This is a genomic window from Cognatiluteimonas weifangensis (assembly GCF_003416885.1).
Taxonomy (GTDB): domain Bacteria; phylum Pseudomonadota; class Gammaproteobacteria; order Xanthomonadales; family Xanthomonadaceae; genus Cognatiluteimonas; species Cognatiluteimonas weifangensis.
Genome location: NZ_QVPD01000001.1, coordinates 326,451 through 345,765, shown reverse-complemented (window position 1 = coordinate 345,765; position 19,315 = coordinate 326,451). Strand labels below are relative to the sequence as shown.

Sequence of the window (19,315 nt, the reverse complement as noted above, 5' to 3'; positions counted from 1 at the left end):
GCGGATGCGCGGCACAGGGGCCAAGTATGACTTCCGGGCGGGGCGGCGGTCTGCCCCGCGCCCCGCAGGCGGCTCCTCCTCGCCCCGCTTGCGGCGCCCCTCGCCCCCGCTTGCGGGGAGAGGGACAGGTTCGCGGAGCGAACCAGGGTGAGGGGTGCGGCTTTTGCCGGCGCGGTTGGTGCGTCGCGCGGGTTGGTGCAGTCGCTTCGCCGGCCCCTCATCCGCCCTGCGGGCACCTTCTCCCCGCAGGCGGGGAGAAGGAGACGCTGGCTCACGGGGAGAAGGGGAAGCGGCTTGCGGGGAGAAGGGGGAGCGGCTCACGGGGAGAAGGGAACGGCGGCTCACGGCGGGGCCGTGCGCCGGTGGTTATGCCGGCAGCAGGGTGTGCGGGCCCGGCAGGGTGATGCGGAAGCAGCTGCCGCCGCCGGCCACGGAGACGTAGTCCAGGGTCGCTTCGTTGGCGCGGCACAGCTCGCGGGCGATGTACAGGCCCAGACCGGTGCCGTGCTCGGAGGTGGTGAAGAACGGACGGAACAGGCTGCCGCGGGCGCCCTCGGGGATGCCCGGGCCGCGGTCGAGGACGTCGATCGTCGGGGCGCCGGTGCTCGCGTGCACGGCCAGTGTCACCCGTGCCGGTTCGGTCGGCAGGTGGCCGTAGGTGAGGGCGTTTTGTACCAGCACGGTCAGCACCTGCTGCAGGTGGCGCGGGTCCACCATCGCCGCCACCGGCGTCGGCTCGCCGCCGACCTGCACGCTGCCCGATTCCGGCGGCAAGGTCTGCCGGTAATCGTCGACGAAGCGCCGCGCGAACGCCGCCAGGTCGACGTGCTCGGCGCTGGCGCGCTCGCGTCGGGCCAGCCCGAGCACGCTCTCGACGATGCCGTTGGTGCGCAGGCACTGCTGGTGGATGATCTGCAGCAGGCGGCGGTCGGCGGCGTTGATGTCGTCCGATTCCTCCAGCAGCTGGGTGGCGTAGCTGATCGCCGCCAGCGGATTGCGGATCTCGTGGGCGAGGCTGGCGGAGAAGCGGCCGAGCGTGGCCAGGGTCATCGACTCGGCGCGGCGCGAGACCAGCGAGGTGTCGTCCAGGAACACCAGCGCGGTGTCGCCCTGCGCCAGCAGCCGGGCGAAGCGCGGCAGCACCTCGATCTGCTCGCTGCCGAAACGCAGCGGGGTGTCGTCGGGCTTGCCGTCGCGCAGCCAGGTGCGCAGACGGCGCGCCAGGTCGGGCGCGACCCGGGTCAGGTCGCGCTCGCCCTCGCTCTCGCCCAGCAGCAGCAGCGCGGCCTCGTTGGCCAGGCGGATGCGGCCCTCGCCGTCGACCAGCAGCACGCCGGTGCGCATGCGGCGGATGATCAGCTCGTTGATCGCGGCCAGGTCGGCGACCTCGGCGCCGCGGCGCGCGGCCAGCGCCTGGCTTTCGCGCATCTGCCGGCCCAGCAGGTAGGTCAGCATCGCGATCGACAGGTAGCTGACCGCGAACATCACGCGTTCGGCCAGCGGACGGCCGGTGTCGGCATCGAACAGGGTGCTCCAGACGAACTCGGCCAGCACGCCCACGCCGGCCAGGGCGCCGGCGCCCAGGCCGTAGCGCAGCGGCAGGATCAGCGCCGCGGCGCCGACGTTGAACAGCAGCATCAGCGCGATGCCGGGCGCGGCCAGCGGCAGCGAGTGGATCGCCAGGGAGGCGGCGAGGATGTCGAGCGTGGTCCCGACCAGCACCTGCCCGCGCAGCGCGCGCCGGCGCTGCGCCCAGTACAGCAGCGCGGCCGCGGCGACCAGGTAGACCAGGGTGGTGGCCTTGCCCAGCAGCGGGTGCCGCGGCTCGCCGATCAGCGCCCCGGCCGGGCTGAACAGCACCAGCGCCAGCAGTGCCGCCTCGAACACGCGGTACAGGCTGAAGAAATACAGGTCGCGGCGCTGGGCGTCGGCGAGGGCGAGCGTATCGGTCCGGCGCGCGGTGGCGGGGCTGGGCGGCAAGGGGCGGGTGTCCGGGCCTGGGCGGTGTCGTCGCGAGTATAGGCGGCCGGTGCAGGGCGATTACGCCAGGCGCACCGGGCTCCCGTTTGCTCTGAGCGTAGGCCGCCGGAACCGGGACCGGGACTGGAAGCGTGCTCGTATTCCATTCGCCCTGAGCGTAGGCCCGAAGGGCCGGAGTCGAAGGGCCGGACAGCGTGACGCAAGCGGCCAGAGCCCTTCGACTCCGCTTCGCTACGCTCAGGGCGAACGGGGGTCGTGGGAGGCCGCGTGGTGGCGCAGGGATCCGGCCCCGGTTTTGCCCGGGGCCGGCGCTTGCGCGACAATGGCGGTTCCGCTCGCGCTTCCACTGCCGGCCGGTCCCCGCGACCGCCCCCCGGACATTGCCCGCGGGCGTCCCCTTATTCCCGCTGGACGATCGATGAACTTCCACGAATATCAGGCCAAGCAGCTGTTCGCCGACTACGGCATCGCGGTTCCCCCCGGGCGCGTGGCGCGCACCCCCGAAGAGGCGGTCGATGCGGCCAAGGCCATCGGCGGCGATTTCTGGGTGGTCAAGGCGCAGATCCACGCCGGCGGCCGCGGCAAGGCCGGTGGCGTCAAGCTGGCCAAGACCCTGGACCAGGTGCGCGAGTACGCCAAGGGCATGCTCGGCACCAGGATGGAGACCTACCAGTCCGCCGGCGTGGCGCTGCCGATCGACAGCGTGCTGGTGACCCAGGCCACCGACATCGCCAAGGAGCTGTACCTGTCGGTGCTGGTGGACCGCTCCAGCAAGGCGGTCACCTTCATCGCCTCCAGCGAGGGCGGCGTGGAGATCGAGAAGACCGCGGTCGACAACCCCGACGCGATCAAGACCCTGCACGTCAACTACGTCCAGGGCCTGCAGCCCTACCAGTGCCGCGAGATGGGCTTCGGCCTGGGGCTGAACGCCAAGCAGGTCGGCCAGCTCACCAGGATCATGCTGGGCCTGTTCAAGCTGTTCAACGACAAGGACCTGGCGCTGGTGGAACTCAACCCGCTGGCGATCCTGAAGAACGGCGACCTCGCGGTGCTCGACGGCAAGGTCAACTCCGACGACAACGCCACCTTCCGCCACCCCGACCTGGCCGCGATGCGCGACATCCGCCAGGAGGACGAGACCGAGGTGCGCGCCAGCCAGTACGACCTCAACTACGTGACCATGGACGGCAACATCGGCTGCATGGTCAACGGCGCCGGCCTGGCGATGGCGACCATGGACGTGATCAAGCTGGCGGGCGGCGAGCCGGCCAACTTCCTCGACGTCGGCGGCGGCGCCAACAAGGAGCGCGTCACCGAGGCCTTCAAGCTGATCCTGTCCAGCGACAAGGTGAAGGCGATCTTCGTCAACATCTTCGGCGGCATCGTCCGCTGCGACATGATCGCCGAGGGCATCATCGCCGCGGTCAAGGAAGTGGGCGTGCAGGTGCCGGTGGTAGTGCGCCTGGCGGGCACCAACGTGGAGGCCGGCAAGGCCCTGCTGCGCGAGTCCGGCCTGGCGATCATCCCCGCCGACGACATCAACGACGGCGCCAGGAAGGCGGTGGAAGCCGTCAAGCAGGCCGCCTGACCATGCGTTTGTTCCCGCTTCCAGCCCCCTTGAGTCGAGGGGGCGACCTTGCCGCGAAGCGGCAAGGTGGGGGATGTGGAAGCAACTCCTGACGGACAAGGCGCTTCAAGCCTTGTCCGACGTGTCCGAAGCCACGGGCACGCACACTCAAAGGGATTCCAAGAATGTCCGTTTTGGTCAACAAGAACACCAAGGTCATCGTCCAGGGCTTCACCGGCACCCAGGGCACCTTCCACGCCGAGCAGATGCTCGACTACGGCACCAAGGTCGTCGGCGGCGTCACCCCGGGCAAGGGCGGCAGCGAGCACCTGGGCCTGCCGGTGTTCGACACCGTCGCCGACGCGGTCGCCGAGACCGGCGCCGATGCCTCCGTCATCTACGTGCCGCCGCCGTACGCGGCCGACGCGATCCTGGAAGCGGCCGACGCCGGCATCAAGGTGATCGTCGCCATCACCGAGGGCATCCCGGTGCTGGACATGCTGCGGGTCAAGAACACGCTGAAGGGTTACGAGGACGTGGTCCTGGTTGGCCCCAACTGCCCGGGCATCATCACCCCGGGCGAGTGCAAGATCGGGATCATGCCGGGGCACATCCACAAGCCGGGCAAGGTCGCGATCGTGTCGCGCTCGGGCACGCTGACCTATGAAGCCGTGAAGCAGACCACCGACGCCGGCCTCGGCCAGTCGACGGTGATCGGCATCGGTGGCGATCCGATCAACGGCCTGAACTTCATCGACTGCCTGAAGCTGTTCCAGGACGACCCGCAGACCGAAGGCATCATCATGGTCGGCGAGATCGGTGGCAGCGCCGAGGAAGAAGCCGCCGAGTTCATCGCCGAGTACGTGACCAAGCCGGTGGTCGGCTTCATCGCCGGCGCCTCGGCGCCCAAGGGCAAGCGCATGGGCCACGCCGGCGCGATCGCCTCCGGCGGCACCGGCACCGCCGCCGGCAAGTTCGCGGCGATGGAAAAGGCCGGCGTCACCACGGTCAAGTCGCCGGGCGACCTCGGCGCGGCGATCGCCAAGCGCCTGGGGTAAGCCGCCCCTCATCCGGCGCTGCGCGCCACCTTCTCCCCGCTGCGCGGGGCGAAGGGAAATCCGCCTCTCCTCCGGCGGCTCGCAGGATTAGGTGACAAGACAAGCGGCACGCCGTGCCTTCTCCCCGCGTGCGGGGAGAAGGTGCCGAAGGCGGATGAGGGGCCGGCGGAACATCGCGCCCACCGGCACGATGCGCTGGCCGGGCCGATAAAAGCCGCACCCCTCACCCTGGTTCGCTACGCGAACCTGTCCCTCTCCCCGCAAGCGGGGCGAGGGCAATGCCGTTCCTTTTCCCCGCGTGCGGGGAGAAGGTGCCGAAGGCGGATGAGGGGCCGGCGAAGCGGCAGTCGTGCACGCGGCGGCGTATGGCCCGTGCCCGCCGCACTCCCACCCTGCCGTGTCGCGTGCGGCCGAACCTGCCGACGCGGCGGAGGAAGGGCGCCCTTCAGGCGGCCGTTGCCGCCTCCAGCCGCTTCCACGCGGCATCGTCCAGGCGCTCCAGCACCGCGAGCGCCTCGAGGTTTTCCGCCAGCTGCTCGGCGCGCGAGGCGCCCAGCATCACCGTCGACACGTGCGGGTTGCGCAGGCACCAGGCGATCGCCAGTGGCGCCGGCGCCAGTCCGAGCTCGCGCGCCAGCGCGGTGAACTTGCGCGCGCGCTCGATCCGCCGCTCCTTCGACTCGCCGATCACCATCCGCTGCAGCCAGCCGTAGCCGTCCTGCGCCAGGCGGCCCTCGCTGCGCACGCCGTTGTTGTACTTGCCGGTGAGCAGGCCCGAGGCCAGCGGCGACCACACCGTGGTGCCCATGCCGAATTCGGCGTACAGCGGCGCGTACTCCAGTTCCACCCGTTCGCGGTGCAGCAGGTTGTACTGCGGCTGCTCCATCGTCGGCGGTTGCAGGTTGCGCAGGCGCGCGATCTTGTGCGCCTCGCGGATCTGCGCCGCCGACCACTCGGACGTGCCCCAGTACAGCACCTTGCCCTGCTGCACCAGGCCGTCCATCGCGCGCACCGTCTCCTCGATCGGCGTGTCCGGGTCGGGGCGGTGGCAGAAGTACAGGTCCAGGTAGTCCACCCGCAGGCGCCGCAGCGCGTCGTGGCAGGCGTCGACCACGTGCTTGCGCGACAGGCCTTTCTGGGTCGGCCGCGGTTCGCGGACGGCGCCGAAGAACACCTTGCTGGAGACGCAGAAACCGTCGCGCGGCAGGCGCAGGTCGGCGATCGCGTCGCCCATCACCCGCTCGGCCTCGCCGTTGGCGTAGGCCTCGGCGTTGTCGAAGAAGTTGACGCCGTGGTCCCAGGCCGCGGCGATCATCTCGCGCGCCGCGCCGCGCCCGACCTTGTTGCCGAAGGTGACCCAGGCGCCGAAGGACAGCGCGGAAAGCTGCAGGCCGGAGGATCCGAGGCGGCGGTATTGCATGGGGGGCTCCGTGCTGCGGAGCCCCCATCCTACCGTCAGTCGATCGGCGGAGGCAGCAGCGGCGCGGGAGGTACGGGAGGTGCAGACGGCGCGGACGTGGGTGCTGCCGGCGGCGCAGGAGGCGCAGGCGGTGCGGGCGGCGCAGGCGGTGCGGGCGGCGCGGGAATCCTGAACTGCATCGGTTCCGGCACGGCGACCTGCACGCTGCCGGCCTTGCGGTCGCGCAGGTAGCCGATGGCGACCTTGCTGCCGGTATCGCGGCCGCGCAGCGCCTCCATCACCTCGCGCGGCGAGCCGACCGGCTGGCCGTCGACGCTGCGGATCACGTCGCCGGGCTGCAGCCCGTCCAGCACCGGGCCGGTGCTGAGCACCAGCACGCCCTTGTCGGTGCCGAAATACCGGCCGAGACCGGCGTCGACCGAGGCCAGGTTGAGGCCGTTCCAGCGCATCGCCTCCATGATCACCGGGAACTTGCAGTCGTCGCCCCGGCAATCGCTGCCCGGTGCGAGGCGGATGATCTCGCGCCGTACTTCCGGCGCGATCGCGGCGACACGCGCGGCCTCGGCGGCGGCGCGCGCCTCGCTCGCGGCGCGCCGCGCGGCCGGCAGGGCTTCGCTCGCCAGCGCGCGCGCATGCTCGGCCGCGACGCGCGCTTGCCGCAGTTCGATCTCGCCCTCAGGGCCGATGAACATCAGCCGGTCGCCTGCGCGCGGCGCCACCGCGACCGTCTGTTCGCGGCCATCGCGCCAGAGGCGCAGTTGCACCTTGGATGCGACGTCGTGTCTGCCGATGGCGGCGCGTGCGGCTTCCACGCGCGCCGGGGCGCTGGTGCCGGCGAGCGCCTTGCCGTCGATGGCGACGATGCGGTCGCCGCTTTTCACGCCGGCCGCGTCGGCTGCGCTGCCGGGGGTGACGCCGGCGATGCGCACGCCGGCCTGGGCGTCGGGCGCGAGCACCACGCCGATCACCGGTTTGCGCAGCAGGCGCTGTTCGATCGTCCAGCGGGCCGGCTCGTCTCCGCCGTACGCGCGGACCAGCTCGGCGTAGCGCTTGGCGGCGGCGTCGAGCTGTGCGCGTGCGGCATCGAGTTCCTTCTGCTGCGCGGCGGTCGGCGCCCTGGTTTCCGGGGCGGCGCTCCATTCCTGGGCGGCCGCGGGCAGGGCGAGCGCGACAGCGACGGCGAGCCACAGTGCCGCGCGGGTGGGGGACAGTGTCATGCGTTCTCTCCTGGTCGTGTCGGGATGGGTGTGCGGCAGGTCAATCCACGCTCACCAGCAGCGCGCCGCCGTCGCCCTGCGCGGCGAGGATGCGCTGGGTGCTTTCGAACCCGGCGGCCTGGCGCAGCGCGTCCACGCGCGCCTGCCACAGCGCGGCGCGTTGCGCGGCGTCGAGCCCGGGCCGGGCGAGGCGGGCGTCGATGTCGGCGACCTGTGCGTCGAGTTCGGCCGAGAGCAGGGCCGCGCCGGCGCTGGCGACGCGGTCGTCGCGGGCCAGCGCGAGCAGCGCTTCCAGGCGGGCCGACTCGACGTACAGCGCGTCGAGCGGCTGCGCGGCGTCCGGCGCGGGCGTGGTGTGCGCCGCGTAGCGCGGCTTGCGGGCGGCTTCGACGGCCTCCGGCAACGCGATGGCAGCCGCGTCGGCATCCGGCTTGCGGCTCCCGGCGGCGACCGCGGCGGCGGCGGCGGATCCTGCTGCGGAGATTGCCGGGGGTTTCGATGCGATTGCCGAGGCCGGCAACGCCGGGCGCGCCGCGCTGGCGACGACGGGCGCGGTGGAGCCGGGCGGTGGGGCGACGGGTGCGGCGTCGTGCCGCGGCCACGCGATGACCAGTGCCAGGGCAGCGGCGGCGGCACCGAGCCAGCCGACGGCACGCGCAGGGCGCCTGCGGCCGCGATGGCGGGTGGCGGTCGCGACCGGCGGCATGCCGGCGGGTGCGGTCGCGGTGGCCGGCGGCGTCGCGTCCGTGTCGCGCGTATCGAGTCGCGCGGCGATGCGCGACCACGCAGCGGCCGGCGGCGTCTCCTGCGGCAGGGCGGCGAACGCGGCGCCCCAGTCGGCCGGGCCGCGCCCGCGCGGATCTTGGGCGTCAGGCATGGACGGATTCCTCCAGCAGTGCGCGCAGCCTGCGGCCGCCGCGCGCCAGTTGCGATTTGGAAAAGCTCACCGTGCGCTCCATCAGCGCGGCGATCTCTTCGTGGGTGTAACCCTCGGCGTGGTACAGCCACAGCACGCTGCGGGTCGTCGCCGGCAGCGCCGCCAGGGCGCGTTGCAGCGCGGCGGCCTCGGCGGCGGCCACGGGCGGCGGCGCCAGATCGTCGGGCAGGTCGTCCTCGCCGGGCAATTCCCGGGGCGGACCGGCGGTCCTGCCGCGGCGCAGGCGCATCAGCGCCTCGTTCACCGCCACCTGACGCAGCCAGCTCCAGAACGGCGCGCCGTCGACGGCGCGGTAGTCGCCGATCCGGTCGAGCAGTTTGAGCATGGTGTCCTGCAGCACGTCGGCCGCCTCTTCGCGGTCGCCGCACAACCGCAGCGCCAGGGTGAAGACCGGGCGCTCGAACCGGCGGTAAAGCTGCTCGAACGCCGCCCGCTCGCCGGACCGCGCCCGGGCGAGCAGGGCGGCGGGCACGTCGATGGCAAAGGCCGAGGCGGGCGGGGCGGTGGCGGGCATTCCAGGGGAAGGATGCGCCAGGGGGCGAAAGGGTCGCAGCGGCCGCCGCGCGCAGCCGTCGCCGCGCCCGCGGCGGTGGCCCGGGCTATGATCTGGAGGCGCCCAATGCGCTTTCGAGGAAGGGGAATCCGGATGTCCGTATCGCTGCTCGCCATGGTCCTGCTGGTCGCAGGCGTCATCACCCTGTTCAAGACCGTGCGCATGGTGCCGCAGGGCTGGGAATGGACGGTGGAGCGCTTCGGCCGTTACACCGAGACCCTGAGCCCCGGCCTGCATTTCCTGATCCCGATCGTGTACGGGATCGGCCGCAAGGTGAACATGATGGAACAGGTGCTGGAGGTGCCGTCGCAGGACGTCATCACCAAGGACAACGCGGTGGTCAAGGTCGACGGCATCGTCTTCTTCCAGGTGCTGGACGCGGCCAAGGCGGCCTATGAAGTCGCCACCCTGGAGATCGCGATCCTCAACCTGGTGATGACCAACATCCGCACCGCGATCGGCTCGATGGACCTGGACGAGTCGCTGTCCAAGCGCGACGAGATCAACGCCAAGGTGCTGGTGGCGGTGGACCAGGCGACGCACCCGTGGGGCATCAAGGTCAACCGCATCGAATTGAAGGACATCGCCCCGCCGCGCGACCTGGTGGAGGCGATGGCGCGGCAGATGAAGGCCGAGCGCGAGAAGCGCGCCAACATCCTCGAGGCCGAGGGCTTCCGCCAGGCGGCGATCCTCAAGGCCGAGGGCGAGAAGCAGTCGACGATCCTGGAAGCCGAGGGCGACAAGGAAGCCGCGTTCCGCCAGGCCGAGGCGCGTGAGCGCCTGGCCGAGGCCGAGGCCAAGGCCACCCAGTTCGTCTCCGACGCGATCGCCGGCGGCAACGTGCAGGCGATCAACTACTTCGTCGCGCAGAAGTACATCGAGGCGTTCAAGGCGCTGGCCGAGGCGCCGAACCAGAAGTTCGTGATGATGCCGATGGAATCGGCGGGCGTGATCGGCTCGCTCGGCGGCATCGCCGAGCTGGCCAAGGAGTCGCTGCTGCAGCAGTCCGGTCGCGCGGCCGGCACGGCGGCGGCGCCGCGTGCGGGGGGCTGAACCATGCGCTGGGACGTGTTCGCCTGGGCGGCGCTGGCGCTGATCCTGTTCGCCGCCGAAACCCTGGCGCCGGGTGCGTTCATGCTGTGGCTGGGCTTCGCCGCGACCGCGGTGTTCCTCGCGGTGTGGGTGCTGCCGGGGATCCCGCTGCTGGCGCAGGTCGCCGCGTTCGTGGTGCTGAGCTTCGTCTCGATCCAGGTGTACCGGCGCTGGTTCCGCGGGCGCGAGCCGCAGAGCGACCGGCCGGCGCTGAACCGCCGCACCGCCGCGCTGGTCGGGCAGGTGGTGCCGCTGCACACCGCGATCGTCAACGGCCGCGGTCGGGTGCAGATCGCCGACGCCTACTGGGACGTCAGCGGGCCGGAGTTGCCGGCCGGGGTCCCGGTGCGGATCGTCGGCGCCGAGGGCATGCACCTGCTGGTGGAGCCGGCGTGATCCAGGCCCGGGTGTGGCCGTGGTGGGCATGCCTGTGCGCGTGGGCGGTGCTGCCCGCCGCGCTGGCCGGCGACGGCGGCCGGGGCTGGGTCGGCAAGATCGTGCCGCCGTATCCGGATGGCGTGGTCGAAACCGCGGGCAGCTGCATCGGCGATCCCGCGGCCGCGCCGGCGGCGCTCTGCGACCACGCCATCGCCGTGCTCCACGATCCGCAAAGCGGGCTGCGCACGATCCTGGCGTTGACCCAGGCCCCGCATTTCGGCAAGCAGCCGCTGTGGCGCATCGCCGACGCGCTGGAGCCGGGCGAACTCGACGATCGCGGCGTCGAGGTCGCCACGGCCACCTGCCGACTCCGGGGCCGCGACGACGCGGCGCTGGTGGCGCTGGTGCGGCCGACGGAACGCGCGTGGTGGGCGCCGCTGCGGGCGTGGCGCTTCGACATCGCGGCCGGGCAGCTGCAGCCGGTCGCGGCCGCCGATGTCCGCTGCCGCAACGAAGGTTTCGGCTACGACGGCTGACCGGCGCAGCGGCCGTCGTCTCCCGGGAAGTGCCCCCCAGGCGGTTCCGCGCCGTGCAACCACGCGCCGGAGGGCGTCACGAGCAAGTTTCGCCGTGGCGCGGGATAATCGGCGTCCCCCCGCACGAGCCCGGCCGATGACCCGCAAGACCATCCTCAACGACGCCCATCGCGCCCTCGGCGCGAAGATGGTCGATTTCGGCGGCTGGGACATGCCGCTGCATTACGGTTCGCAGGTCGAGGAGCACCACCAGGTGCGGCGCGATGCCGGCATGTTCGATGTCTCGCACATGACCGTGGTCGACCTGCACGGCGCGCGCGTGCGCGAGTTCCTGCGCCACCTCGTCGCCAACTCGGTGGACAAGCTGCGCAAGCCCGGCAAGGCGCTCTACACCTGCATGCTGAACGCGCAGGGCGGGGTGATCGACGACCTCATCGTCTATTACCTGGCCGAGGACTTCTTCCGCCTGGTGGTCAATGCCGCCACCCGCGACAAGGACCTGGCCTGGATCGGCGCGCAGGCGCAGCCGTTCGGCGTGGCGGCGACCGAACGCGAGGACTTCGGGATGATCGCGGTGCAGGGCCCGGCCGCGCGCGAGCGGGTGCTTGGCTTGCTGGACGAGGCGGGCGCGCAGGTCGCCGGCAAGCTGGCCCGCTTCGCCGCGGTGGAGGTGCAGACGAAGGACGGCACCCGGCTGTTCCTCGCCCGCACCGGCTACACCGGCGAGGACGGCTTCGAGATGGTGGTGCCGGTCGACCGCGCAGTCGCGCTGTGGAACGCGCTGCTCGAAGCCGGGGTCAAACCCGCCGGCCTGGGCGCGCGCGACACCCTGCGCCTGGAAGCGGGCATGAACCTCTACGGCCAGGACATGGACGAGACGGTGACTCCCTACGAAGCCGCGCTCGGCTGGACCGTGGCGCTGGACGCGGACCGCGACTTCATCGGCCGCGCGGTGCTGGAAGCGCAGCACGCCGCCGGCGCGCCGCGGCAGATGATCGGCCTGGTGATGGACGAGAAGGGCGTGCTGCGCCACGGCCAGCGCGTGCTCACCGCCAACGGCGAGGGCGAGATCCTGTCCGGCACCTTCGCCCCGACCCTGGGCAAGGCGATCGCGTTCGCGCGGGTGCCCGCCGGTGAGCCCGGAGAGGTGCGCGTGGACATCCGCGGCCGCGAGGTGCCGGTGCGGGTGGTGAAGTTCCCGTTCGTGCGCGAGGGCCAGGCGCAGGCCGGGATTTGATTTTCATCCCGGCTGGCTGGCTAAACTACGACCCCCAACCCCACGGTCGGTCCGACCCGCATTCCCGGAGCCCACGATGAGCGAGATCCCCGGCGATCTGAAATTCCTGAAGTCCCACGAGTGGGCGCGCGTCGAAGGCGACGGCAAGGTCACCGTCGGCATCTCCGATCACGCCCAGGGCCTGCTCGGCGACCTGGTCTACGTCGAGCTGCCCAACGTCGGCGACCGCGTCGAGGCCGGCAACGCCAGTGCCGTGGTCGAGTCGGTGAAGGCCGCCTCCGACGTGTACAGCCCGGTCACCGGGGTCGTGGTCGAAGTCAACAGCGCGCTGGCGGACAAGCCGGAAACCATCAACGAGGACGCCTACGGCGACGGCTGGCTGTACGTGGTCGAGATCGAGGAGCCGGACCAGCTCAACGAGCTGCTCGATCCGGACGCCTACGCCGAGCTGCTCGAGGAAGAGGACCACTGAGCGCGGCGCCCGCCGCGTGCGTTGCGACCGGCCGCCCTGTGCGGCCGGTTTCGTTTGCGGCCGGCGAAAGCGCGGCGCAGGCGCGCTGCTGCGGTGTCGGTGCGGTGCGCCGCTCCGCGGCGCCAATGTCCGGGCGGCATCGCTGCCGCCGCGATCCGGATGCGCAGCGAGGTTCGCGCGGACGACGCCACGGACGTCTCCACCCGCGCGACGCACGCCGGACGCGCGTGGTCGGCGTCGCGCGGCGACCGGAATTTCTTGCGCACTTTGGCGCAGTCGGGCTGCTGCGACGCGCCATCGGCGCTGTCGTGGTGGCGCTCCATTGCGGCGGCGCCGGACGCCCGGCGGCGTGCGCGGCGCGGGCGCACGCATGCCGCGCCGCATGTCCGCGATCGCGGGCGCGTCGGTGCCGCCGGTCGACGCAAACCGCATAAAACGCGGAGTTTTTTCGTGCGCCGCCGAATCCGGCGCGATGTCGCCGGTGCGTTGCGGCGGTGCGCGACACGCGCGCAGCGCGCATGCCGCGCGCCCGGCGGCGGCGACCGCGGCGGCCGAGCGCGGGAATTTTTTTGCGACAGGTTGTTGACAGCCGAAAAAACCGTGATTAGGTTTCGCCCAGCAGACGTGACCTGCGGACGAGAGTGAGTCGGACAACCGCGACAACGAGCAGCACGACACAACCCTCCGCCCGGACAGTCTCGAAGGTGGACGCGGGCACCGTCTCCCCCCGAAAAAGCGATCGTCACACCCAACACGCCGACCTGCATCGCCTCGCGACGCGGGTTTTTTGTTGCCGGCCATTGCTTGCCGGTGCTCGACTGATGCGGGGAATCCCTCCGCAGGAGTCCGCCCTCACGGGCGCGGACTCTCCATCGGGATCCGTTCCGGCGCGCTCCGCGCGTCGGCGGTTGGTCGCGGGTCCGACTCCCGCGATGTCGTTTTGAACTGGGCTGCAGTACCCGTAAGTCCACTGACGAGGAGCCATCTCATGGCCATGAAGAAAGCTGCGAAGAAGTCCGCCAAGAAGGCGACGAAGAAGGTCGCCAAGAAACCGGCGGCGAAGAAAGCCGCCAAGAAGACCGTGCGCAAGGCCGCCAAGAAGACCGCCAAGAAGGCCGTCCGCAAGACCGCCGCCAAGCGGCGCCCGGCGAAGAAGGCCGCCAAGAAGGCCGTGCGCAAGACCGCCAAGAAGGCGACCAAGCGTCCGGCGAAGAAGGTCGCCAAGAAGGCCGTGCGCAAGACCGCCAAGAAGGCGGCCAAGCGTCCGGCGAAGAAGGCCGCGGCCAAGCGCCGCCCGGCGAAGAAGGCCGCGAAGAAGACCGCCAAGAAGGCGGCCAAGCGTCCGGCTGCCAAGAAGGCCGCGAAGAAGGCCAAGCGTCCTGCGAAGCGCAAGGCCGCCCCGGTGGCGATGCCGACCGCTCCCGCACCGATGATGTAAGCGGTACCCGATTAGCCGTCATCAAGACTCCCTCTCCGCACGCCCAGGCGGAGAGGGAGTTTTTTTTCGCCCTTTCTTATCGACTCCGTGGATCGGTTCCGGGCAGAGCCGTTGCCCGGCCGGTCGGGAGTGGCCGCACCCTGCTCGCGACGTCATGGCCCGAAGAAGGCCTGAGCGTCGTCGTCATCTCCGCGAAAGCGGGGATCCTGTGTCTTGAGACCATCAAAAACGAACCGAGGGGCTCGGACATTCCCGACTCCGGGAATCGGCTTCGGAAGCAGTCGCCGCCCGGCGGGCTGGGGGTGCTGCGCCCTCCTGACGACGCCCTGTCTTCAAGTCGGGGTGCAGGCCATCCTATCCATGGGTCTGTCCTCGGTTTTGATCGGCTTCGGGAGGAGTCGCCGTCCGGCGGGCTGGGGGTGCTGCGCCCTCCTGACGACGTCCTGTCTTTAAGTCGGGTCGTGGACCATCCATGGTCCACTCTCCGCACCCCCAGCCCGCCGGCCGGCGACTGCGCGAGACTGGAGGTTCGTCGCTTCGGCTGGTTTTTTCTGCAAGCGCCAACTTACTTGCCTGGAAGCCGGTGGCCCGGCCTGTGCGGGACCGTCGGCGGCATGGATGCCGCCGAGGAGCCTACAGGGACGTATTCACGGCGTGTCCCGCACAGGTCGGGCCACCGGCTTCCCCCGCGATGTTTCCGCACTTGGGAATGTCTTCGCGGCGTGTCCCGCACAGGCCGGGCCGCCGGCTTCCCCGCAGATATTCCCGCACTTGGGGATGTCTTCGCCCGCACAGGCTGGATCGCGCTGGTTCCCCGGCGGATGTTGCTTCACATGAAGGGGTATTCACGGCGTGTCCCGCACAGGTCGGGCCACCAGCTTCCGCCGCAGAAGCTTCGGCGCTTGAAGGGGTGTCTTCGCGCCGGCCCTGCGGCCGGGCCACCGGGTTCCCGCGCAAAAGTCTCTCGCGTGGGAGGGGAGATCCGGTTTTGGGAAGGACGCCGGGTGCAGATGCGCAGCCCGGCTTGTCTCCTGCCGCGCGGCGTTATTCCGGCCGGGCGCGCGATACCGAGTCGTCGCTGCCGGACTGCACCGACGGCGCCTGCGGCGCATGTTGCTGCTGCGCGTACAGCAGCTCGACATCGTCCTGGTCTAGCTCCAGCCAGTCGCCGGTCGGCAGCCCGATCGCGCTGTCGAGGATGGTGGGCAGCAGCCCGCCCGGTGCGCTGCTGCTGCTGTTCCACAGCAACGCCACGCCCAGATCGCGCTCGGGCAGCAATGCGATCGAGGCGCGGTAGCCCTGCACCGCGCCGCCGTGGAAGACCACGCGGTGGCCGGCGTAGTCGTACACGCGCCAGCCGATGCCGTAGCCGGCGGCGCCCAGGCGCTCGCGTCGCCACGAAGAGCCGCGCAGTTCCGCCGGCGTGTCCACCACCGGCGCGTGCAGCGTCGCCAGCAGGGATTCGGGCAGCACGTCGGGACGGTGCCCGGTCTGCGCGATCAGCCATTGCGCCATGTCGCTGATGCTGGCGTTGACCCCGGCGGCGGGGGCGACGCGGTAATAGGTGGGCTTGGGCGTCAGCGCCACCCAGCCGTTGCGGCCGCGCACGTGCGGTCGCGCCCAGCGCGGGCTGCCCTCGATGCCGTCCAGGCCGTAGCTGGCGTCGTCCATGCCCAGCGGCTTGAAGATGCGGCGGGCGACGGCCTCGCTGAAGAAGCGCCCGGTGGCGGCGAACACGACGTCGCCGATCAGGCTGAAGGCGACGTTCTGGTAGGCGTAGCACTGGCCGGGCGCGCACTTCATCGGCGCCGCGGCCAGCCGGCGCACCAGGCTGCGGTAGTCGGCGTTGTTCTCGATGTCGCGGTCGTAGGCGTTCTGGGGCAGGCCGACGCGGTGGCTGAGGACCTCGGCGACGGTCAGCTGCTGCGCGGCGCCGGGCTGCGAGAACTGCAGCTCGGGCATGAAGTCGGCGACGCGGCTGTCCCAGCGCAGCGCGCCCTCGGACACCAGCAGGCCGGCGACGGTGCCGGCGAAGGCCTTGGACAGCGAGGCCAGGCGGAACACGGTGTGGGCATCGACCGGCTCGGCGGCATCGACGGCGGTGATGCCGTAGCCGCGCGCGCTGAGGATGTGGCCGTCCTTGACGATCGCCATCGCCAGGCCGGGGACGCGCTGGCCGGCGACCAGCGCCTGCGCCATCGCCTCGAAGCGCTGCACGTCGAAGCCGGTGGCCAGCGGCATCGCCCGCGGCGGCGGCGGGACGTAGGCGATCTGATGCGGGGCGACCGGGGCGCTGCGTGCCGGCGCGGTGACCACGGTCGCCAGCTGCGTCGCCGGCGACGGCGAGGACCAGCGCAACGGCGTCTGCGCGGCCGACCCCAGCGCCAGCGGCAACAGCAGCGCCAGCGCAGCCAGCCGATGCTTGCGCCAGCGATGCGGCAGCGGCTCGGGAACCGACAAGGCTGTCCGCACCGGATCGTCTTTCATCGGGCATGCCCCCTGCGTATGCTGCGCCTGCGGGTCGATCATAACGCCTGCTCCCGTCTTTGCATGAACAAGGGGAACTTCGATGGGCACGCTGCTGATTCTGCTCGGGATTGTGGCCGTCGTCGCAGTTTGGGCGGTGGCCATCTACAACGGTCTGATCACGGCCCGCAATGCCTTCCGCAATGCCTTCGCCCAGATCGACGTGCAGCTGCAGCGGCGCTTCGACCTGATCCCGAACCTGGTCGAGACCGCCAAGGGCTACCTCACCCACGAACGCGAAACCCTGGAAGCGGTGGTCGCCGCGCGCGGCGCGGCGCTCTCGGGCCTGGCCGCGGCCAAGGCCAGCCCCGGCGACCCGGCGGCGATGGCCACCCTGGGCGCGGCACAGGGCATGCTCGACGGTGCGCTCGGGCGGCTGCTGGCGGTGGTCGAGGCCTACCCGGATCTCAAGGCCAGCCAGAACATGCTGCAGCTGACCGAGGAGCTGACCTCGACCGAGAACCGGGTCGCCTTCGCCCGCCAGGCCTTCAACGACTCGGTGATGGCCTACAACAACAAGCGCGAGGTGTTCCCTTCGAGCGTGGTCGCCGGCCTGTTCGGCTTCGCCGCGGCGGCACTGCTGGAAATCCCGGCCGCGCAGCGGGCCGAGGTGCGCGCGGCGCCCAAGGTGCAGTTCTGAAGCACGCGCGCAGACGCCTGGCCTGCGAGCTGGCGAAGCCACGCTGTCGCGGGCCCGACGATCGCAGGCAGCAGGATCCATGAACTTCTTCGAACGCCAGGCCGCCGCGCGCCGCACCTCGACGCGGCTGCTGCTGTTGTTCGCGCTGGCGGTGCTGGGCATCGTGCTCGCGGTCGATGCCGGCGTGTATCTGGTGTTCGGCGCGGCGGGCCGGGCCGGCGCACTGCTGACCTTCACCACCCTCGCCACGCTGGCGATCATCGGCATCGGCTCGCTGTACCGGGTCGCCTCGCTGCGCGGCGGCGGCGAGCCGGTGGCGCTGCAACTGGGCGGCGTGCCGGTACCCGAGGACGCCACCGATGCCGACTTGCGCCGGCTGCGCAACGTGGTCGAGGAAATCGCGATCGCCTCCGGGGTGCCGGTGCCCAAGCTCTACGTGCTCGAGCACGAGGCCGCGATCAATGCCTTCGCCGCCGGCTACACGCCGTCGGACGCGGTGGTCGCGGTCACCCGCGGCGCGCTCGACCGGCTCAACCGCGACGAACTGCAGGGCGTGATCGCGCACGAGTTCAGCCACATCCTCAACGGCGACATGCGCCTGAACATCCGCCTGATCGGGGTGCTGTTCGGGATCCTGATGCTCGGCGTCATCGGCCGCAAGGTGCTGCAACTGGGTGGTCGCGGCCGCAATAGCCGCGGCGCGGCGGTGATCCTGGTGGCGGCGCTGATCGCGCTGCTGGTCGGCTACGTCGGGCTGTTCTTCGGGCGCGTGATCAAGGCCGGCGTCAGCCGCACGCGCGAGTCGCTGGCCGACGCCAGCGCGGTGCAGTTCACCCGGCAGACGCGGGGCCTGGCCGGCGCGCTGAAGAAAATCGGCGGCCTCGATGCCGGCTCCAGGCTCAACGACCGCGGCGACGCCGAGGAGGTCAGCCACATGCTGTTCGGCGACGGCGTCGGTTTCTCCGGGCTGTTCGCCACCCATCCGCCGCTGCTGGCGCGGATCCAGGCGCTGGAGCCGACGTTCCGCGCCGAGCAACTGCACGACTTGCAGCGGCGCTGGCTGGCGGCACCGCCCGACGGCCTGGCCGAGGATGTGCAGCTGGGGCTGGTACCCGCCGGTGACGCGACGCTCCCGGCCGCGGCGGGCGAGTTCGCGCTGACCCCGCCGATGGTGGTGGCGCAGGTGGCCGCGCCGGCTGCCGACGACTACCGTCGCGCCGACGCGATCGTCGCCCGGATTCCCGACGAACTGCGCATCCTGGCCGCGCGCCGCGACGCGGTGATGCCGCTGCTGCTGGGCCTGCTGCTGGCCGAGGAGCCCGCACTGGCGCGGATCCAGTACACCGAGATCGCCGCGCGACTGGGTGCGGCCGTGGCCGACGCGGCGCGGCAGGCGCATGCACGATCCCTCGCCGGCCTGCATCCATTGCTGCGGCTGCCGCTGGCGGCGCTGGCGTTCCCGGTGCTGCGGCGGCGGCCGCGGCCGGAACTCGACACGTTCCTGGACACCGTGCACGCGGTGGTCAATGCCGACGGCCGGGTGTCGCTGTTCGAGTACTGCCTGGGCCGGCTGCTGCAGGTGCAGGTGCGCGAAGCGCTGGACCCGGCGCGCTATGCGCGGTTCGGCCGGCGCAAGCTGGCCGGGGTGCGCAGCGAGGTATCCACGCTGCTGTGCGTGGTAGCGCAGGCCGGGCATGCCGATCCGGCCGAAGCGCAGCGCGCCTACCTGGCCGGGATCCAGCGGGTGCTGCCGCGCGACCACCTGCCGTACCTGCCGCGCGCCGGCGGGGTGCTGGCGCTGGACGCGGTGTGGGCGCCGCTGGACGCGCTGGATCCGCTGGCGCGGCAGGCGCTGGTCGAAGGCCTGTCCGCCACCATCGGCCACGACGGCCGCATCGGCGTGGCCGAGTCCGAACTGCTGCGCACGATCTGCGGCGTGCTGCATTGTCCGCTGCCGCCGATGCTGGAGCGGGCCGTTCCCTGAGCAAGAGTTTCCCCCGTTCGGGAGTCGGCTTCGGAAGGAGTCGCCGCCCGGCGGGCTGGGGGTGCTGCGCCCTCCTGACGACCTCCTGTCTTTAAGTCGGGGCGCAGGCCATCCTTGGCCTGCTCTCCGCACCCCCAGCCCGCCGGCCGGCGACTTGGCGAGATTGAAGATCGTCGCTTCGGCGGCTTTTTTTACAAGCGCCGACTCACTTGCCAGAAGCCGGTGGCCGGGCCTGTGCGGGACCGTCGGCGGCATGGATGCCGCCGAGGAGCCTACAGGG

The 19,315-nt window shown here is 71.4% G+C and carries 16 protein-coding genes; 10 read left to right on the top strand and 6 right to left on the bottom strand.

Annotation, left to right across the window (positions count from 1 at the left end):
• Nucleotides 1-366: 366 nt before the first annotated feature.
• Entirely contained in the window at nucleotides 367-1,980 is a 1,614-nt protein-coding gene (locus D0Y53_RS01580; protein WP_117201352.1) for a sensor histidine kinase, read from the bottom strand.
• 418 nt (nucleotides 1,981-2,398) lie between these two features.
• On the opposite strand from D0Y53_RS01580, the gene sucC reads away from it, so the two are divergent.
• Entirely contained in the window at nucleotides 2,399-3,568 is a 1,170-nt protein-coding gene (gene sucC / locus D0Y53_RS01575; protein WP_117201351.1) for an ADP-forming succinate--CoA ligase subunit beta, read from the top strand.
• A 164-nt stretch (nucleotides 3,569-3,732) separates the two neighbouring features.
• Nucleotides 3,733-4,605, top strand: a complete 873-nt coding sequence (sucD, locus tag D0Y53_RS01570; RefSeq protein ID WP_117201350.1) for a succinate--CoA ligase subunit alpha — start codon at nucleotides 3,733-3,735, stop codon at nucleotides 4,603-4,605.
• A 445-nt stretch (nucleotides 4,606-5,050) separates the two neighbouring features.
• On the opposite strand, the gene D0Y53_RS01565 is transcribed toward sucD, so the two are convergent.
• From D0Y53_RS01565 to D0Y53_RS01550, 4 genes are read right to left on the bottom strand one after another with little or no spacing between them, the layout of a single operon-like run.
• Nucleotides 5,051-6,025 (bottom strand): potassium channel beta subunit family protein, encoded by a 975-nt coding sequence (locus tag D0Y53_RS01565; protein WP_117201349.1) that lies wholly within the window; start codon nucleotides 6,023-6,025, stop codon nucleotides 5,051-5,053.
• A gap of 35 nt (nucleotides 6,026-6,060) precedes the next feature.
• Nucleotides 6,061-7,242, bottom strand: a complete 1,182-nt coding sequence (locus D0Y53_RS01560) for a PDZ domain-containing protein (protein WP_117201348.1) — start codon at nucleotides 7,240-7,242, stop codon at nucleotides 6,061-6,063.
• Between the two features lie 40 nt (nucleotides 7,243-7,282).
• Nucleotides 7,283-8,119: a hypothetical protein gene (locus tag D0Y53_RS01555; protein WP_117201347.1), complete on the bottom strand. Its 837-nt coding sequence runs from the start codon at nucleotides 8,117-8,119 to the stop codon at nucleotides 7,283-7,285.
• Nucleotides 8,112-8,693, bottom strand: coding sequence for an RNA polymerase sigma factor (locus D0Y53_RS01550; protein ID WP_117201346.1), 582 nt, complete (start codon nucleotides 8,691-8,693; stop codon nucleotides 8,112-8,114). The genes D0Y53_RS01555 and D0Y53_RS01550 overlap by 8 nt, the downstream gene beginning before the upstream one ends.
• Before the next feature lie 132 nt (nucleotides 8,694-8,825).
• Between D0Y53_RS01550 and D0Y53_RS01545 the strand changes: the two genes are divergently transcribed.
• The 6 genes from D0Y53_RS01545 (at nucleotide 8,826) to D0Y53_RS01520 (ending at nucleotide 13,885) form a co-directional block, all read left to right on the top strand.
• Nucleotides 8,826-9,785: an SPFH domain-containing protein gene (locus D0Y53_RS01545; RefSeq protein ID WP_117201345.1), complete on the top strand. Its 960-nt coding sequence runs from the start codon at nucleotides 8,826-8,828 to the stop codon at nucleotides 9,783-9,785.
• Between the two features lie 3 nt (nucleotides 9,786-9,788).
• A complete protein-coding gene (locus tag D0Y53_RS01540; protein WP_117201344.1) occupies nucleotides 9,789-10,220 on the top strand; it encodes an NfeD family protein in 432 nt (143 codons plus the stop codon).
• Nucleotides 10,217-10,738, top strand: coding sequence for a hypothetical protein (locus D0Y53_RS01535; RefSeq protein WP_147318973.1), 522 nt, complete (start codon nucleotides 10,217-10,219; stop codon nucleotides 10,736-10,738). The genes D0Y53_RS01540 and D0Y53_RS01535 overlap by 4 nt, the downstream gene beginning before the upstream one ends.
• Nucleotides 10,739-10,874: 136 nt before the next feature.
• Nucleotides 10,875-11,975, top strand: coding sequence for a glycine cleavage system aminomethyltransferase GcvT (gcvT, locus tag D0Y53_RS01530; RefSeq protein WP_117201342.1), 1,101 nt, complete (start codon nucleotides 10,875-10,877; stop codon nucleotides 11,973-11,975).
• Between the two features lie 76 nt (nucleotides 11,976-12,051).
• Nucleotides 12,052-12,447 (top strand): glycine cleavage system protein GcvH, encoded by a 396-nt coding sequence (gene gcvH, locus D0Y53_RS01525; RefSeq protein ID WP_117201341.1) that lies wholly within the window; start codon nucleotides 12,052-12,054, stop codon nucleotides 12,445-12,447.
• 988 nt (nucleotides 12,448-13,435) lie between these two features.
• On the top strand, nucleotides 13,436-13,885 hold the full coding sequence (locus D0Y53_RS01520) for a hypothetical protein (RefSeq protein WP_117201340.1): 450 nt from the start codon (nucleotides 13,436-13,438) through the stop codon (nucleotides 13,883-13,885).
• A 1,044-nt stretch (nucleotides 13,886-14,929) separates the two neighbouring features.
• Here D0Y53_RS01520 and D0Y53_RS01515 read toward each other — a convergent pair.
• Entirely contained in the window at nucleotides 14,930-16,372 is a 1,443-nt protein-coding gene (locus tag D0Y53_RS01515) for a serine hydrolase domain-containing protein (RefSeq protein WP_117201339.1), read from the bottom strand.
• Between the two features lie 82 nt (nucleotides 16,373-16,454).
• On the opposite strand from D0Y53_RS01515, the gene D0Y53_RS01510 reads away from it, so the two are divergent.
• Nucleotides 16,455-17,051 (top strand): LemA family protein, encoded by a 597-nt coding sequence (locus tag D0Y53_RS01510; protein WP_117201338.1) that lies wholly within the window; start codon nucleotides 16,455-16,457, stop codon nucleotides 17,049-17,051.
• A gap of 79 nt (nucleotides 17,052-17,130) precedes the next feature.
• Nucleotides 17,131-19,035: a M48 family metallopeptidase gene (locus D0Y53_RS01505; RefSeq protein WP_117201337.1), complete on the top strand. Its 1,905-nt coding sequence runs from the start codon at nucleotides 17,131-17,133 to the stop codon at nucleotides 19,033-19,035.
• Nucleotides 19,036-19,315 lie beyond the last annotated feature (280 nt).

What these genes read in the sequence shown, in the direction of transcription:
- sucC (WP_117201351.1), top strand. Translation starts at nt 2,399, where the DNA reads ATGAACTTCCACGAATATCAGGCCAAGCAGCTGTTCGCCGACTACGGC.
- D0Y53_RS01505 (WP_117201337.1), top strand. Translation starts at nt 17,131, where the DNA reads ATGAACTTCTTCGAACGCCAGGCCGCCGCGCGCCGCACCTCGACGCGG.
- D0Y53_RS01515 (WP_117201339.1), bottom strand. Translation starts at nt 16,372, where the DNA reads ATGAAAGACGATCCGGTGCGGACAGCCTTGTCGGTTCCCGAGCCGCTG.
- D0Y53_RS01555 (WP_117201347.1), bottom strand. Translation starts at nt 8,119, where the DNA reads ATGCCTGACGCCCAAGATCCGCGCGGGCGCGGCCCGGCCGACTGGGGC.
- D0Y53_RS01560 (WP_117201348.1), bottom strand. Translation starts at nt 7,242, where the DNA reads ATGACACTGTCCCCCACCCGCGCGGCACTGTGGCTCGCCGTCGCTGTC.
- gcvT (WP_117201342.1), top strand. Translation starts at nt 10,875, where the DNA reads ATGACCCGCAAGACCATCCTCAACGACGCCCATCGCGCCCTCGGCGCG.
- D0Y53_RS01510 (WP_117201338.1), top strand. Translation starts at nt 16,455, where the DNA reads ATGGGCACGCTGCTGATTCTGCTCGGGATTGTGGCCGTCGTCGCAGTT.
- sucD (WP_117201350.1), top strand. Translation starts at nt 3,733, where the DNA reads ATGTCCGTTTTGGTCAACAAGAACACCAAGGTCATCGTCCAGGGCTTC.
- gcvH (WP_117201341.1), top strand. Translation starts at nt 12,052, where the DNA reads ATGAGCGAGATCCCCGGCGATCTGAAATTCCTGAAGTCCCACGAGTGG.
- D0Y53_RS01545 (WP_117201345.1), top strand. Translation starts at nt 8,826, where the DNA reads ATGTCCGTATCGCTGCTCGCCATGGTCCTGCTGGTCGCAGGCGTCATC.
- D0Y53_RS01550 (WP_117201346.1), bottom strand. Translation starts at nt 8,693, where the DNA reads ATGCCCGCCACCGCCCCGCCCGCCTCGGCCTTTGCCATCGACGTGCCC.
- D0Y53_RS01540 (WP_117201344.1), top strand. Translation starts at nt 9,789, where the DNA reads ATGCGCTGGGACGTGTTCGCCTGGGCGGCGCTGGCGCTGATCCTGTTC.
- D0Y53_RS01520 (WP_117201340.1), top strand. Translation starts at nt 13,436, where the DNA reads ATGGCCATGAAGAAAGCTGCGAAGAAGTCCGCCAAGAAGGCGACGAAG.
- D0Y53_RS01565 (WP_117201349.1), bottom strand. Translation starts at nt 6,025, where the DNA reads ATGCAATACCGCCGCCTCGGATCCTCCGGCCTGCAGCTTTCCGCGCTG.